Origin of the sequence: Lysinibacillus sp. JNUCC-52, assembly GCF_015999545.1 — a bacterium.
Lineage (GTDB): Bacteria > Bacillota > Bacilli > Bacillales_A > Planococcaceae > Lysinibacillus.
The window spans coordinates 2,308,170-2,324,891 of sequence record NZ_CP065546.1 but is presented as its reverse complement, the minus strand read 5'-3'; the positions used below and the strand labels follow the sequence as shown (position 1 = coordinate 2,324,891).

Sequence of the window (16,722 nt, the reverse complement as noted above, 5' to 3'; positions counted from 1 at the left end):
TTAAAAGCGGAGGTTTTATATGCTGTTTAATGTAAAAAAATTCTCTTTCATGCTATTAAATTGTTTTATGGAACTAGACACCAATTTTTGAGAATGCTATATTAAAGGAGTCATAGTATTTTTATAATTAGGAAAATTAAGTGAATACACGTCCTAATTACGTCCTAATTATAAGGAACAAAGGGGTAAGTGTTATAAAGAAGGATGATAGGTGCCTATGGTAAAAAAAACGTTAAAACAAAGAATTGTAGACGCTTCTGTAGTGTTGTTTCAGCAAGATGGCTATCATAACGTAACAGTTGATCGCATTGTGGAATATATCGGTGCATCAAAAGGTGGATTTTATCATAACTTTAAATCGAAAGATGAATTGTTATATGAAGTACATGATGTGTTTATTTCCTATGTTATCAAACAATCACAGGAAGCTTATGACAAATACGATACACCTATTGAACGCTTATGTGCAATGCTTCAAACGCTGACACAAGTGTTTGATGTGTATCAAGCCCATATTACTGTATTTTATGAAGAAAGCCGTTCGTTGTCAGAAGAATATAGTGTAATCATTCATAAAAAGCGGGACCAATATCGGGAAATATTACAAAAGGTGATTGAAGAAGGACAGCACACGAAAGATTTTCGTGCTGAATTACCTTGTACGATTGTAACAATGGCCATTGTAGGGATGATTAACTGGACATATATGTGGTTTAAACAAACAGGTCCATTAACAATGGAGGAAATTACAGAAGTATTTACGGATATGATATTACGAGCAATTGTGACAGAGCAAGCTATGGAAGAAGCAACTCAATTTATGGTCAAGGAAAAGCCAGAAGAAATAGCTGGTTTTATTAATCTTTAAAACCGACCGACTAGTCGGTCCAGATTTGTGTAACTGTCGTCTGAAAGAAATCCGCTATGGCAAATTGGAAACTAGGGGGAAATGGGAATGAACTTTGAACTAACGAAAGAGCAAGCGATGATTCGAGACATGGTACGTGATTTTGCAGAGAAAGAGATTAAACCTTACGCTCGTGAAGTCGACGAGACATCAACAATGAGAATAGAAAGCTTTGAAAAAATGGCAGAGCTTGGCTTATTGGGTATCCCGTTTCCTGAGGAATATGGTGGTTCTGGTGGAGATACGGTGTCCTATGCAATTGCTGTCGAGGAAATTGGGCGCGCTTGTGGTGGTACGGGTTTAAGCTATGCAGCAGCGGTAAGCTTAGGTGCCGCTCCAATTTATAATTTTGGAACGGAAGAACAAAAGCGTGAATGGCTTGTACCTTTAGCAAAAGGCGAAACATTAGGTGCTTTCGGTTTAACGGAGCCGAATGCAGGGTCTGATGCGGGTGGAACACGTACAACAGCAGTCGTTGACGGCGATGATTACGTTATTAACGGTGAAAAATGCTGGATTACAAATGCAGGCCATGCAAGACAAATTATTGTCACGGCAGTAACTGGCAAGCGTGAAGATGGCAAAAAAATTATCTCATCAATTATTGTGCCAACAAACACACCTGGTGTCACAATCAATTGTAATTACGACAAAATGGGCGTACGAGGCTCCAATACATGCGAAATTATTTTGCAAAATGTGCGCGTTCCAAAAACGAATCTATTAGGGGACGAAAAACGTGGGTTCAGCCAGTTTTTAAATACGTTAGATGGTGGACGTATTTCCATAGCGGCTTTATCAGTCGGCATTGCACAGTCTGCTTATGAAAAAGCATTAAAGTATGCGAACGAACGCGAGCAATTTGGAGCACCAATCTCCAAGTTACAAGCAATACAGTTTAAATTAGCCGATATGGCAATGGAAATAGAGCTTGCTCGTACACTTGTACATAAAGCAGCATGGCTTAAAGATCAGAAAAAACCATTTGCTAAGGAAGCAGCGATGGCGAAGTTATTCGCATCAGAGATGGGCTTCCGAACTTGCAATCAAGCCATTCAAATTCATGGTGGTTCAGGTTATATGAAGGAATATGATGTAGAACGTCATTTACGTGATATTAAATTAATGGAAATTGGTGAAGGTACATCTGAAATTCAACGTCTCGTTATTTCTCGTCTAATTGGCTGTTAAAAACATTAAATAGCATATTTAAGGGGGATTTTCATGGCAGAACTTGTGTATCAAACAATTGGTCAATTGCTCGATGAACAGTCTAAAAAATATCCTAAAAATGAAGCGCTAGTGTATGCAGATAGAGACTTACGTATGACTTATGAGGAGTTAAATCATCAAAGTCGTTTAGTTGCGAGAGGATTAATGGCCCTTGGTATTGAAAAGGGAGATCATATCGCAGTGTGGACGACAAATGTTCCTGAATGGGTACAGTTACAGTTTGGCACAGGAAAGATGGGGGCGCCAATCGTTACGGTAAACACAAATTATCGTGCACATGAACTGGAATATTTACTAAGACAATCCGATGCTAAAACGATAATTTTAATTGAAAATTATCGGGACCATTCTTTTATGAATACACTCCAGGAAATTTGCCCAGAGTTAGAAAATTGCGAACCTGGTAAATTGCAATCAGAGCGTCTACCTTTATTGAAAAATGTTATTTTAATTGGCGAAACAAAATATCCAGGAGTACTTAACTGGTCAGATGTACTGGCAGCTGCGGAGCAAGTAACAGAGCAACAATTAGATCAAATACAGGCTTCACTCCATTATGATGATGTCATTAATATTCAATATACATCAGGAACAACAGGGTTTCCAAAAGGGGTTATGTTAACGCATTATAACTTAGTCAATAATGCGGTGAACATTGCCGAATGTATGCGCTTAACGTCAGAGGATCGCTTATGTATTCCAGTGCCATTCTTCCATTGCTTTGGCTGTGTAATTGGTACGTTAGCCATTACTACAAGTGGTGGAACAATGGTGCCAGTGCAAGAATTTTCTCCAGCGGAAGTATTACGAACAGTTGAAAAAGAAAAGTGCACTGCATTACACGGAGTACCGACAATGTTTATTAGTGAATTGAATTTGCAGAATTTTTCGTCATACAACTTATCGACATTGCGTACGGGCGTAATGGCAGGTTCCAATTGCCCAATTGAAGTGATGAAAGCAGTCATCGAGAAAATGGGGATGACTGATGTCACTATTTGTTATGGTCAAACGGAATCTTCTCCTGTTATTACTCAAACGAGAGCAGATGACCCATTCCATTTAAAAGTAGAGACTGTAGGTAGGGCATTACCAAATCTAGAAGTTAAAATTGTCGTTCCTGGTACAGATGTAGAAGCGGCAACAAATGAGCAAGGCGAGCTATGTACAAGAGGCTACCACGTGATGAAAGGTTACTATAACAACCAAGAGGAAACACAACTTGCAATTGATCACGATGGCTGGCTTCATACGGGTGATTTAGCAACGATGGATGAAGAAGGTTATATCAGGGTTACAGGCCGTTTAAAGGACATGATTATACGTGGTGGTGAAAATTTATATCCACGTGAAATCGAGGAGTTTTTATATACATTTCCAAAAATCGCTGATGTACAAGTAGCGGGCGTTCCTGATCCTAAGTACGGTGAAGAAGCCGCTGCATGGATTATATTGCGAGAAGGGGAACAGGCGACAGAAGAGGAAATCCGAGCTTTTTGCCGAGATAAAATTTCTAAACATAAAATTCCGCGACATATTTTCTTTATCGATAGCTACCCAATGACTGCCTCAGGAAAAGTGCAGAAGTTTAAACTACGTGAAGATTTTGTGGCAGCAGTGAAGGTCAATTAGGGAGGGGGCAAGACAATGTTCAAGAAAGTATTAATTGCAAATCGTGGTGAAATTGCTAGACGTATTATACGCACTTGTAAGCGACTCAATATTCAAACGGTGGCGGTATATTCTGAGGCGGATGCTGAAAGCTTACATGTGAAAGATGCAGACGAGGCATACTGCGTTGGTAAGCCGCCTGTTGTTCAAAGCTATTTAAATATTGATCGCATTCTTGAAATTGCAAAAGAAAGCGGGGCTGACGCTGTTCATCCAGGATATGGCTTACTTTCGGAAAACGCTGATTTTGCAAAACGTTGTACAGAGGCTGGTCTAGTATTTATTGGACCTAGCGCTTCAGTGATTGCGTCCATGGGCAGTAAATTGGAAGCCCGAAAGACGATGAAATCTGCAGGTGTCCCGATTGTAGAAGGAGTTGAAACGCCTGTCAAAGACGTTTCAGAAGCAGTTGAAATCGCTTCCCGTTTAGGTTATCCGATTATGCTGAAAGCGTCTGCTGGGGGTGGTGGTATCGGCATGCAGTTAGTGTCTGATGCTGAGGAGTTGGAGAAAGCCTTCGAGGGTAATCAGAAACGTGCACAATCATTTTTTGGTGATGGCACGATGTACATGGAACGTTTCATAGCTAATCCACATCATGTTGAAGTACAGATTATCGCTGATTATGAAGGAAATGTCGTGCCATTATTTGAACGAGAATGTTCAATTCAACGCCGCAATCAAAAAGTGGTTGAAGAAGCACCATCTCCATTTATCTCTGAGGAAACGCGAGCAAAAATGCTAGAAGCATCTGTGCAAGCAGTGAAGCATATCGGTTATGTAAACGCAGGAACAATTGAATATTTAGTAGATGCAGAGCAAAATTTTTATTTCTTAGAGATGAATACACGTCTGCAAGTAGAGCATCCAGTAACAGAAGAAATAACGAAGCTGGATCTTGTGGAAGAACAGTTGAAAGTAGCGGCGCGACAACCGTTAAGCTTTACACGCGATAGCATTGACAAACAAGGGCATGCGATTGAAGTACGCATTTATGCGGAAAACCCGACAACATTTTTCCCGTCTCCAGGCAAAATTACAGAGCTAATATTACCGCTAGGAGAAGGTATCCGACATGAATGTGGTGTAGAAGCAGGCTCAACTGTGACACCTTTCTATGATCCAATGATTAGTAAATTAGTAGTATGGGGTGAAACGCGAGCAATTGCCTGTGAGCGCCTAATACAAGCACTACAAGATTACAAAATTGAAGGAATACAAACAAATATACCGATGCTTTTGAAAACTGTAACCCACGAGCAATTTTTAAAAGGGCATACAACAACGAAATTTGTGGAGGAGTTTTATTTACCACAATTAACAGAAACAAAATAAGGATAAGTTCATGATTTTGACATTCGTAGCAACGAGTTTATAAGAAATAGCTCGTGTTGACGGTCAGATGTTTTCATACTGAGGAGCTTATGCAAAGCATGTGCTAGTAGGCATGCGTTACTAAATGAATATATGTGTATTGATTTGAGTGATAGCTGTCACTTGAAGCAAGTACACCAACTATTTGGAGGGATTTATATGGCAACAGTAAAAGCGAGCATGGCAGGAACAGTATGGAAAATCGTAGTGGCAGAAGGCGATAAAGTAACAGCAGGGCAAGACGTAGCAATTTTAGAGTCAATGAAAATGGAGATACCGATAGCTGCCGAAGAGGATGGCGTTGTAAAAAAAATTATTGCGAACGAAGGCGATTTCATTAACGTTGATGATGATATTTTAGAAATTGAATAGGGAGGCATTTCTATGCAATTACCAAAGCATGTTACGTTAAAGGAAGTAGGGCCTCGGGACGGTTTGCAAAACGAAAAGGTACACATCGCGACTGCAGATAAAGTACAGCTAGTAAATTTACTTAGTCGGACGGGATTAAATTATATAGAAGTAACGTCTTTCGTCCATCCGAAGTGGATTCCTCAATTAGCAGATGCAGTAGAAGTGTTGCAAGCTATTAAGCGAGAAAAGGACATAACGTATGCGGCACTCGTGCCAAACATGCGAGGACTAGAACGGGCATTGCTAGCAGGCATCGATGAAGCAAGCATTTTTATGTCTGCTAGTGAAAGTCATAATCAAAAAAATATCAATAAAACGATTCACGAAACATTTCCGATCATGAAGGAAGTAGTTGAAGGGGCAAAGGCAGCAAATAAGCATGTACGTGGTTATATCTCAACAGTAATTGGTTGCCCTTATGAGGGTTACATACACCCAGAAAAGGTTTTACAAGTAACAGATAAATTATTGGAAATGGGCGTTGATGAAATATCGCTTGGCGATACAATCGGCGTTGGCGTACCGACGCAGGTTGAGCATCTTTTAGAAGAGTTGCTAAAGAGGTATCCAGCTGAAAAATTTGCGCTGCACTTCCATGATACGCGTGGTACAGCGCTAGCTAATATTATGAAATCATTAGAAATGGGTATTACAAAATTTGATAGTGCACTCGGTGGTCTGGGCGGTTGCCCTTATGCGAAAGGTGCAACAGGTAATGTAGCCACAGAAGATTTGTTGTATCTATTAGAAGGAATGGGCATCGAAACAGGTGTTAATAAGCAAAGGCTGTTAGAAGCGGTACTATTTATAGAACAAAAGCTAGGGAAGGACGTTGCATCTAAACAAATGGCTATTGTTCGTAATGAAGGGAGTGCCAATGTCACGTGACACAACAACTCGTTCAATTTGATTTATTACCAGGTAATATAGGGCTCATTACACTTTCTAGAGCGGAAGCTGCAAATGCCATGTCAGTACAATTATTAAACGACCTTAGTGCTACGCTAGATAAAATAAATGCTGATCCAGCAGTACGTGTTGTTTTACTATCAGGCGCAGGGGAAAAGGCATTTTGTGCTGGGGCAGATTTAAAAGAGCGTAAAGGAATGTCTGATCATCAAGTAAAACAAGTTGTGCAATTAATCGGAGCAACCATTGCCAAAGTAGAGTCATTAGCTCAGCCTGTCATTGCAGTGTTAAATGGCGTCGCATTTGGGGGCGGACTAGAACTCGCTTTAGCTTGCGATTTACGCATAGCGGCGACACATATCAAGGTTGGTCTTACGGAAACTTCTCTTGGCATTATTCCAGGAGCAGGTGGAACACAACGCTTACCGCGATTAATTGGAATTGGAAAAGCGAAGGAACTAATTTATACAGCACGTCGAATCGATGCCGAGCAAGCGAAACACCTCGGTATTGTGGAATATGTATATGAGGGGCATGAAGTGCAAGAAAAAGCGCAACAGCTTGCACTTGAAATGGCAAAAAATGCGCCATTGTCATTAATTCAAGCGAAAAATGCTATTAATAATGGTGTGGAAGTAGATTTAGCTACAGGCTTGAAAATCGAGTCACTTGCATATAGCGCACTTATTCCAACTGAAGATCGCTTGGAGGGCTTACAAGCTTTCCAGGAAAAAAGAGCACCGCAATACTCAGGAAAGTAATGGACTGCAAAGGGGGAATTGGACATGAGCAATATATCTACAGAAAACATATCAAATGCGATGAAGGAACAAATTTTAGCAGGGGGACTGCCAAAATATCACGATAAAAATGCACAACAAGGCAAGCTATTTGTTCGAGAGCGACTAGAATTATTACTAGATGATGGACTTCAGTCGGAAGATGGGCTTTACGCGAACTGTTTAGCAGGTGATTTACCAGCAGATGGTGTTATTACAGGTATCGGTAAAATCCACGGTCGTACAGTATGTGTGTTAGCTAATGATTCGACAATTAAAGCAGGGTCTTGGGGAAAACGTACAGTAGAAAAAATGATTCGTATTCAAGAAACGGCGGAGAAGCTAAATTGTCCATTATTTTATTTAGTGGATTCAGCAGGTGCGCGTATTACAGATCAGTTAGAGATGTTCCCTGGTCGTCGTGGGGCAGGACGAATTTTCTACAATCAAGTAAAACTTTCAGGTAAAGTACCGCAAATTTGCTTGCTGTTTGGTCCTTCTGCAGCTGGAGGCGCTTATATTCCTGCATTTTCTGATATTGTGGTGATGGTAGAAGGCAACGCATCTATGTATTTAGGGTCACCACGTATGGCAGAAATGGTCATCGGTGAAAAAGTGGATTTAGAAACAATGGGTGGCGCTAAAATGCATTGTTCCGTTTCTGGTTGTGGGGACGTCCTAGTAAAAACAGAACAAGAAGCGATTGCTTATGCTCGTAAATACTTAAGCTATTTCCCGAATAACTATGCGGAACGTAGTAAAGTGGAGGCTCCAAAGCCGCCAGCAACATTTGAAAAATCAATTGAAGAATTAATTCCTAAAAATCAAAACTCGCCATTTGATATGTATCAGTTAATTGATCGGTTGATTGATGAAGATTCTTTCTGTGAAGTGAAAAAATTATTTGCCGCAGAATTAATAACAGGTCTTGGCCGTATTAATGGACAATCAGTTGGTATTATCGCCAACCAACCTCGTGTGAAGGGTGGCGTATTGTTCCACGATTCGGCTGACAAAGCAGCAAAATTTATTTCATTATGTGATGCCTTTAATATTCCATTAATATTCCTTGTAGACGTACCAGGATTTATGATTGGCACACAGGTTGAAAAGGCAGGCATTATTCGTCACGGCGCAAAAATGATTTTTGCAATGAGCGAGGCAACTGTACCGAAGCTAACTGTAATTGTCCGTAAGGCGTATGGTGCAGGGCTTTATGCAATGGCAGGTCCAGCTTTCGAGCCTGATTGCTGTATTGCGTTGTCGAACGCACAAATAGCCGTAATGGGGCCAGAGGCAGCGGTAAATGCAGTATATGCCAATAAAATTGCTGAACTACCAAAAGAAGAACAAGCAAGCTTTATTGCTGAGAAGAGAAAAGAATATCAAGAGGAAATTGACATTTATCGCTTAGCATCTGAGCTAATTATTGATGATGTCATTGAGCCAAATGATTTACGAAAAGCATTAGAAACACGTTTGGACTTGTATATGTCTAAATACTTGTTATTTTCTCAACGGAAGCATGGTGTGAATCCAGTATAAGAAGAAACACTTTCATCAAAAAATGCACCCAGTTTATGCTGGAGTGCATTTTTTGATATATTTCACCCCTTGCATGTGTACGGTCAGACATATTAAAATATGGGATGGATAAGAGGAAGTGGGTGAATGAGCATGGCAAAAAATAATATATCCAGTATCCAAGGTGATGCCAAGCTACCATTACCATTTCGAGCGTGGATTGATACGTATTACATACAACTTAAAGTAATAGGTTGGGTGTTTTTTAGCTTTTACACATGTATTGCCTTTTACAAGCTAGTAATTAATCGTTTAGTCGAAGTTTGTATTATGTTGTTCAGAGGCAATTATTCTTTAAGCGAGATGGGTTTGTTTGATTATAGTAGCTGGCGGGTAACGACAAATTTTATACCGTTTGAAACGATTTTACGTTATATCAACTACTCACAATATTTTAATTTAGACTTGATTGTCGTAAACTTATTAGGCAATTTATTAATTTTTACACCGATGGGTTTTTTGTTACCGCTACTGTCAAAGAGGTTTCGAAAGGCGTGGGTAATTATTTGTATAGGCTTTTTCTCTAGCCTTGCTGTTGAAACCGTACAATTTATTTTTACGGTTGGTTCTGCAGATGTTGATGATTTAATTTTAAATACGCTAGGTGCCTGGTTTGGATACTTAGCTTATAAATGTGTGCTTATTATGCCCAAAAAACGAGCGTAAAGTTCGTTTGTAGAAGAAACAGTCCATTTAAAATGGGCTGTTTTTTATTATCGATTAGCACTATTTTACAGGTATTTAATGTGATAAATTTTAATGAAAATAAATGAAAAAGTAATAAAGAGAAGTAATAACAATAAAATCACTTTAATTAATAGGGTATTTTTACCTATTAAAAAATTTTTATATTGTTTCTTTAGGAGGTTCGTAGTGATTTTTGCTTGAATTTAAGAGAGAAAATTCCGATAATAATAGTACAGAAACAGTTCAGTTTGAATAAAAATAGGGAATAGAAAGTTGTTCATATTTACTACTAAACTTGCATATTAAAAAGAAAGTCGAGGTGAGGATATGAAACTATCAAACATGATGGAGCAAGAGAGACAATCTGCTTATTATAATCGTAAGAAAATCCTTCAGCGCAAAGAGGCTGGTGATGCTTATCGAAAAAATGCACAGTATTTCCAACCAGAAAAAAATCCGATATTGCTAGAGCTTGAAAATCTATTATTAGGACGCCAAGATCAAGATTTATATGAGCAACATAAAGAGGAATCTAAAGACGTAACGCCACAGCAACAGGCGATGATGCAAGACTTACAACAAACAGAAAAAAGTGTAAGGGCTCATGAACATGCATTTAAAACAACTGGCAGTGATATAGGGGAATCGCCCTCTTTATCACGGTTAAAAGAAACAGATACGGACCAATTTACGGCATTAGAAGATTTAGGTGGAGCGGAAATTAATACGGATGCTGAAAGTGCAGACACATTGCAAATTTTACAGCAGGTTCGAAGTGCGGCACTAACACCTACAGTTCCATCTCCGCAAGATTTACGTATAGCAGCTAGTGCAGATGCTCAAATGCAACAAATTCAGGCAGATATCAATGCTACAGAGCTAGATGAAACATTACTGAAGGAGCTTGAACCATCTTTTGTGACGGAAACAATTGATGTAAAGGTGCCAGAACGATTTTCAAAGGAATTGAATTTAGATCCATTAGCAGATACAATTTTCGGTAAGACGTATGATGAGACGTTGAAAGCACGGACATTTAAATTGGCGTCAGCAAAATATGTTGCGCATATTCAAATGGCAAAAAGCGGCTATCTATATGGAGACAACTCAACGTTTTCAATGACAGCCTAAAGGATAGATAGGGGATTTTAATTGTGGCAAAGGCGAAGTATACGAAAACCAATGCAATTAGATTGTTAGAGCAACAAAAAATACAGTTTGACGTTTTAGAGTACGAGACAGGTGACGGTCTAGTAGATGGAGTGTCAGTAGCTGAAAAAATCGGACACCCTGTCACAAGTGTATTTAAAACATTAGTGGCAAAGGCGAGCGCTCAAAAGCTTTTTGTTTTTGTTATTCCAGTTGCGGAGGAACTTGATTTGAAAGCTGCTGCTAAAGTCGTTGGCGAGAAAAAGATTGAGATGCTAGCGGTTAAGGAGCTACTTGGTTATACAGGCTATGTCCGTGGTGGATGCTCACCAGTCGGCATGAAAAAGCTATATCCGACGGTTATTGATGCATCTGCACGTGAGCAAGGAAGTATTATTGTTAGTGCAGGGAAAATTGGTATGCAAATGAATGTTCAAGTTGATGATTTACTTACAGTGACTAAGGCGCAACTTGCTCCCATCACAACTATCCAAGAATAATCCTTGGATAGTTTTTTATTTTGGGAAAAATATAGTCGGATTATTTAAAATAATTAGCGGAATATGAGATTTTGTAGCAGAAATGATGATAAAGTTAGAGCAATATCATACATAGAGAGAAGGATAGAGAAATGCGAAAAGTCACAGGATGGCGCTGGGCGTTTTTTGTGGTAGGAATGGTGATAATGTCATTAGGAATTACGATGTCGATCAAAGGGAAAATTGTAGGAACAAGCCCATGGGATGTGTTACATGTAGGGCTATTTCAAAATTTCGGCTTAACAATAGGAACTTGGTCTATTGTAACAGGACTTTTGATCGTCGTCTCTACCTCGATTGTATTACGGCAATGGCCCAAAATAGGGACATGGTTAAATATGCTACTTATCGGTTCATTTATTGATGTGTTTAATTGGCTGTTGCCTTCAACTGATATTTATGGCTTACAAATAATTTATTTTATACTGGGTTTATTTGTTTTAAGCTTTGGCTGTGGCATGTATATTGCGCCAAATATGGGGGCGGGTCCGCGCGATACTTTAATGATGATTCTCGTTGAACGATTTGGAGGGACGATTAAAACCGCGCGTATGGGCATCGAAGTTCTCGTCACTATTTTTGGATGGTTGCTCGGGGGCCCTGTTGGTGTTGGTACTGTCGTTATTGCATTAACATCAGGCTATATTGTGCAAATTTCCTTACCGTATTGTCGTAAAGTTTTAATGAAATGTATCGGAAGCATGGAGGGCATCAAACCATTTTAGTTTGGGTGACAGGCACCAAAACAATTCTGAAAACTTCAGTCCGAGTAAAAATCCACGAAGACTCCTGCGGGAACGCACGTAATGTAAGACGCAACAAACCGCGCGACAGCGAGGGTTGCGGCTTACATCGTGCCCGCGGAAAGCGAAGTGGATTTTTACGTTGTTAGGAACCTGTATTATGTCAGATATCTGTGCCAAGTGCCAGGTACGCACACAATTAGTGTCAGGCACTCAAACAATTTACTCCTCTTTCATCTTTTTGCCTAATAGTTCATATAATGTCTTGGCATAAAAAAAGGGGGAGCGACATTGAACGGAAATGTTACCTATTACTTTGGACACGCACTTACTGGGCAAGGAATCAAACATTTATATAAAGAAATGATGGATGAAGCGGAATTAGTTTACGTTCTGCAAGGCCCATCAACATATAAAGGATCAGAGCTTTTGAAGGAGCTAGGCTATTATTATGTAAAACAGGGCTTTGCAGTAGAGTGGTTTCAACACGCATTGTTAGAGAACGTAATAGAGGGAGTCTTTGTTCGAGGCTGTAATCGACTCTATGTGTGGTCTTCGCAATGGGGGATTGAACCAACTTTATTTGGTACGAAGCATCGTGTGCTGTCCTTTTATGATTGCTTAGAAGAAGACCGACTTGAAGAGATTGGCGAAAAGCTAGCTGTTGCGATAAAAGAGCGGGAGTTATGGCGTGAAAAGTGTATAACAATGCTTGAAATCGCCAAAAAAATACATGATGACTGGGAAATTGTTACGCAAAGTTGCATGAACTGGCAAGCTTTAGATGAACAAGTTACAAACTTAAAGTCGAATATTTTTCAATCCATCGTTTTAAATAAAACTGGAAGACGCACGCATCGACTATTAGGAACACTTACACCTCGAGGTGCAGAAAATACAGTAGATAGCATGACAAAAAATCTAGCGAGAAGATTGATGATAAAGGGCAAGCCAGGTACGGGGAAATCCTCATTAATGAAAGGATTGGCAGACGAGGCAAATGCAAGAGGGCTAGATGCGCAAATTGTATGGTGTGGCTTAGATGCTGGTTCAGTGGATATGGTCATCGTACCAGAATTAAACCTTTGTATATTTGATAGTACAGAGCCACATGTATTTGATCCACAAGATGGAAGATTAGGCGATGAAATTTTTGATATGGGGAAACATTGTGTTTTGTCAGAGGAAGCCGAAGCTCAAATTGAAGAAATCCGCGTGAACTATAAAAGCGCAATGCAAGATGCGATCGGCTATACAACGCGATATGCGGAAGCAGAGAAAACAATTCGCCAGCTCATGGATCAATGTTTGTCGACAGCGATTTGGCGTGAAAAAACAGCTCCTTTATTTGAAAGATTAGCAAAGTAATTTATTCTAATTGGTTGCTTATGCTACACTATGGGTAGACTAGTCGATCTTTATTCAATAGCTTGCTTGCGAAAGCGAAATGGATGCAAATGACCCCTTATTTGCATGGATATGAACAGCAAGCTGAATGAAGAGAATGCCTCTGGCAGAAGCCTTGGATTTTGAGTTATAGGATGCATGCATAAAATAAAATCCGAATATTATGACGCCGAGACAAAACTGATCTTAGAAAGGATGATACTCTTGTCTAAAGTACTAAATACATTTTTAGATGAAAACTTACAAGCCTTACGTGATCAAGGCTTATACAATGAAATTGACGCAGTAGAAGGCGCAAATGGGCCAGTTATTCAGGTTCGAGGTCAGAATCTTATCAATCTTTCCTCTAATAACTATCTTGGCTTGGCAACAAATGAGCAATTAAAGCAAATTGCTAAAGAAGCAACAGAAAAATATGGTGTAGGTGCAGGGGCTGTTCGTACAATTAATGGTACACTTGATCTGCATGTTAAATTAGAAGAAAAGCTTGCAGAATTTAAAGGTACAGAAGCGGCTATTTCTTATCAATCAGGCTTTAACTGTAATATGGCTGCTATTTCAGCTGTTATGGATAAAAACGATGCCATTTTATCAGACCAATTAAACCATGCTTCTATTATTGATGGATGCCGCTTATCGCGTGCAAAAATCATTGCGTACAATCACTCGGATATGGAAGATTTACGCGCAAAAGCAAAAGAGGCTACAGAATCAGGTTTGTATAATAAAGTGATGGTCATTACAGATGGTGTTTTCTCAATGGATGGCGATATCGCCAAACTACCAGAAATCGTCGAAATTGCGAAAGAGTTTGATTTAATTACTTATGTCGATGATGCACATGGATCAGGTGTTACAGGTAAAGGGAAGGGCACTGTAAAACATTTCGGTCTAGAAAAAGAAATCGACTTCCAAATCGGTACACTTTCAAAGGCAATTGGAGTGGTCGGCGGTTATGTTGCTGGCAAGAAAAATCTGATTGACTGGTTGAAAGTCCGTTCTCGTCCATTTTTATTTTCAACAGCATTACCACCAGGTGATGTGGCGGCTATTACGGCGGCAGTACAAATGCTTATTGATTCAACAGAACTACATGATAAGCTATGGGAAAATGGCGATTACTTAAAAGCAGGGTTAGCGAAATTAGGCTTTAATATCGGAGAATCAGAAACACCGATTACACCATGTATTATTGGTGATGAAAAGCTGACACAAACGTTCTCTCGTCGCTTATTTGAGGAAGGCGTTTATGCAAAATCAATCGTTTTCCCAACTGTTCCAAAAGGCACTGGCCGTGTTCGTAATATGCCGACAGCTGCTCATACAAAGGAAATGCTAGACAACGCATTGACAATTTATGAAAAAGTAGGCCGTGAATTAGGCGTAATTTCATAATGACTAGAAGGCACTTTTTGTTCGAATTGAACAGGGAGTGCCTTCTTTTCTTTTATATTACGTACAGTTTTGCTTCGAAAATTCGCTATATTGCTTAAGATATAATCATTTAATCGGAAAATAACTATTCGGTGATATGATAGATTGTCAAAAGAGATTGACAAATAACATAATTCGAACTATTCTAGAAAGCATATTGAAATAGTAGGTTATAATAGCTGTTGAATAATTGAATAAGGAGAACAAAATGCTCGAATTTCGTAATGTATCAAAAGTTTATAGCTCAAAGAAAAAAGAAGTTGTTGGTGTTAGTGATGTATCCTTAACAATTAATCGTGGCGATATTTTCGGAATAGTAGGTTATTCGGGAGCTGGCAAAAGCTCGCTTTTACGTTGTATAAATTTACTCGAACGACCTACTAGCGGTGAAATATTAATTAATGGTAAGGATTTAACAAAGCTATCACGAAATGAACTACGTTTAGCGCGCTTAAAAATAGGGATGATATTTCAACACTTCTATTTAATAAGCCAAAAAACAGTAGGCGAAAATATAGCCTTTGCCCTAAAGGCAGCGAATATGCCAGCAGCTGATATTCCTGCAAGAGTGGACGAATTGCTTAAAATGGTTGATTTAGCAGAAAAAAGAGATGTGTATCCTGCACAGCTTAGTGGTGGTCAAAAGCAAAGAGTAGGAATTGCAAGAGCTTTAGCAAACAATCCAGCGATGTTGCTCTGCGATGAAGCCACATCTGCTCTCGATCCTAAAACAACAGTATCCATTTTACGACTGTTAAAGGAAATTAATAATAAGTTAGGGATTACGATTGTCCTTATTACACATGAAATGGATGTTGTGAAGGAAATTTGCAATCGTATGGCTGTTATGCAGGATGGTAAAGTCATCGAGGAAGGTGAAGTATATGATATTTTCGCTAGCCCTCAAAAAGTATTAACACAAGAATTTATTAGTAGTGTGGTATCTTTTGATATTCCACAAACAATTTTAAAAAATGTCCAAGGTCAAATCGTCAAAATTTTATTTAAAGGAAATGTAGCAGGGGAAGGCGTTATTGCAGACACGATGCAACGTTTTTACGTAAAAGGGAATTTCCTTCATGGCACAATCGAATACATACAAGAACGACCACTTGGTATTTTTTTAATGGAGCTACAAGGTGAGGACAGTGAGTTAGCAAAAGCTGTTGCCTATATGACCGAACGTGGTGCTATTGTGGAGGTGGTTCAGCATGTTTGATGTAACCCATTTTATCGAGATGATTCCAGATATATTGAAAGCCTTTCAGGAAACGATTATTATGATTGGCATCTCGCTATCTGTGTCAATCGTGGTAGGTTTACCACTTGGTATTTTACTATTTGTCACGGATAAGGGGCTATTTTGGGAAAATCGTTTAATTAAAAGTGTGTTTGGCTTTGCGGTGAACTTTATTCGGTCGATTCCCTACATCATTTTATTAGTCGCGTTATTCCCATTAACGAAATTACTAGTTGGACAAACAATTGGGCCGATTGCAGCGAGTGTTTCGTTATCAGTTGCAGCCATTCCATTTTTTGCACGATTAGTGGAAACATCATTACGAGAAATTGATAAAGGTGTTATTGAGGCGTCAATAGCAGTAGGCGCCACACCGTGGATGATTATTAAAGATGTTTTAATTCCTGAAGCAAAATCAAGCATCATTCAAGCAATGACAGTTACTGTCATTAGTTTAGTTGCTTTCTCTGCAATGGCAGGCGTAGTAGGTGGCGGTGGTATTGGTGATTTAGCTATCCGATTCGGCTACTATCGTTATGATAATACAATTATGATTGCTACCGTTGCGATTTTAATTTTGCTCGTGCAAGCGATACAAATTGCTGGCGACTGGTTTGCAAAATCAATTGATAAAAGATAAGAAGAGGAGAGA

General features: G+C 39.2%; 16 protein-coding genes. All 16 read left to right on the top strand.

Annotation, left to right across the window (positions count from 1 at the left end; genetic code table 11):
- Positions 1–217: 217 nt before the first annotated feature.
- The 16 genes from JNUCC52_RS11550 to JNUCC52_RS11475 all read left to right on the top strand — a co-directional run bounded on the left by JNUCC52_RS11550 (position 218) and on the right by JNUCC52_RS11475 (position 16,710).
- Entirely contained in the window at positions 218–868 is a 651-nt protein-coding gene (locus tag JNUCC52_RS11550) for a TetR/AcrR family transcriptional regulator (RefSeq protein ID WP_139859797.1), read from the top strand.
- Between the two features lie 87 nt (positions 869–955).
- Positions 956–2,098 carry an acyl-CoA dehydrogenase gene (locus JNUCC52_RS11545; protein WP_139859791.1) on the top strand — a complete coding sequence of 381 codons (1,143 nt, stop codon included), beginning with the start codon at positions 956–958 and terminating at the stop codon, positions 2,096–2,098.
- Positions 2,099–2,131: 33 nt separating this feature from the next.
- Positions 2,132–3,772, top strand: a complete 1,641-nt coding sequence (locus tag JNUCC52_RS11540) for an AMP-binding protein (protein ID WP_173478704.1) — start codon at positions 2,132–2,134, stop codon at positions 3,770–3,772.
- A gap of 15 nt (positions 3,773–3,787) precedes the next feature.
- A complete protein-coding gene (locus JNUCC52_RS11535) occupies positions 3,788–5,146 on the top strand; it encodes an acetyl-CoA carboxylase biotin carboxylase subunit (RefSeq protein ID WP_337982152.1) in 1,359 nt (452 codons plus the stop codon).
- A 198-nt stretch (positions 5,147–5,344) separates the two neighbouring features.
- Complete coding sequence (locus JNUCC52_RS11530; RefSeq protein WP_337982151.1) at positions 5,345–5,557, top strand: acetyl-CoA carboxylase biotin carboxyl carrier protein subunit; 213 nt, start codon at positions 5,345–5,347, stop codon at positions 5,555–5,557.
- Positions 5,558–5,569: 12 nt separating this feature from the next.
- Entirely contained in the window at positions 5,570–6,487 is a 918-nt protein-coding gene (locus JNUCC52_RS11525; protein ID WP_139860473.1) for a hydroxymethylglutaryl-CoA lyase, read from the top strand.
- On the top strand, positions 6,484–7,269 hold the full coding sequence (locus tag JNUCC52_RS11520; protein WP_173478702.1) for an enoyl-CoA hydratase: 786 nt from the start codon (positions 6,484–6,486) through the stop codon (positions 7,267–7,269). The genes JNUCC52_RS11525 and JNUCC52_RS11520 overlap by 4 nt, the downstream gene beginning before the upstream one ends.
- A 24-nt stretch (positions 7,270–7,293) precedes the next feature.
- Complete coding sequence (locus JNUCC52_RS11515; RefSeq protein ID WP_337982150.1) at positions 7,294–8,832, top strand: acyl-CoA carboxylase subunit beta; 1,539 nt, start codon at positions 7,294–7,296, stop codon at positions 8,830–8,832.
- Positions 8,833–8,958: 126 nt separating this feature from the next.
- A complete protein-coding gene (locus tag JNUCC52_RS11510) occupies positions 8,959–9,537 on the top strand; it encodes a VanZ family protein (RefSeq protein WP_228134354.1) in 579 nt (192 codons plus the stop codon).
- 348 nt (positions 9,538–9,885) lie between these two features.
- The gene (locus JNUCC52_RS11505; protein WP_337982149.1) at positions 9,886–10,689 is read left to right on the top strand and encodes a putative metalloprotease CJM1_0395 family protein; all 804 of its coding nucleotides are present in this window, start codon (positions 9,886–9,888) and stop codon (positions 10,687–10,689) included.
- 23 nt (positions 10,690–10,712) lie between these two features.
- On the top strand, positions 10,713–11,207 hold the full coding sequence (gene ybaK, locus JNUCC52_RS11500) for a Cys-tRNA(Pro) deacylase (RefSeq protein WP_173478698.1): 495 nt from the start codon (positions 10,713–10,715) through the stop codon (positions 11,205–11,207).
- A gap of 131 nt (positions 11,208–11,338) precedes the next feature.
- Positions 11,339–11,971, top strand: coding sequence for a YczE/YyaS/YitT family protein (locus tag JNUCC52_RS11495; RefSeq protein ID WP_337982148.1), 633 nt, complete (start codon positions 11,339–11,341; stop codon positions 11,969–11,971).
- A 309-nt stretch (positions 11,972–12,280) separates the two neighbouring features.
- Complete coding sequence (locus JNUCC52_RS11490; RefSeq protein WP_173478696.1) at positions 12,281–13,357, top strand: nucleotide kinase; 1,077 nt, start codon at positions 12,281–12,283, stop codon at positions 13,355–13,357.
- A 234-nt stretch (positions 13,358–13,591) separates the two neighbouring features.
- Positions 13,592–14,791, top strand: coding sequence for a glycine C-acetyltransferase (locus JNUCC52_RS11485; protein ID WP_173478695.1), 1,200 nt, complete (start codon positions 13,592–13,594; stop codon positions 14,789–14,791).
- A 247-nt stretch (positions 14,792–15,038) separates the two neighbouring features.
- Positions 15,039–16,049 (top strand): methionine ABC transporter ATP-binding protein, encoded by a 1,011-nt coding sequence (locus JNUCC52_RS11480; protein WP_173478694.1) that lies wholly within the window; start codon positions 15,039–15,041, stop codon positions 16,047–16,049.
- Positions 16,042–16,710, top strand: a complete 669-nt coding sequence (locus JNUCC52_RS11475; RefSeq protein ID WP_173478693.1) for a methionine ABC transporter permease — start codon at positions 16,042–16,044, stop codon at positions 16,708–16,710. Before JNUCC52_RS11480 ends, JNUCC52_RS11475 begins: the two co-directional genes overlap by 8 nt.
- Positions 16,711–16,722 lie beyond the last annotated feature (12 nt).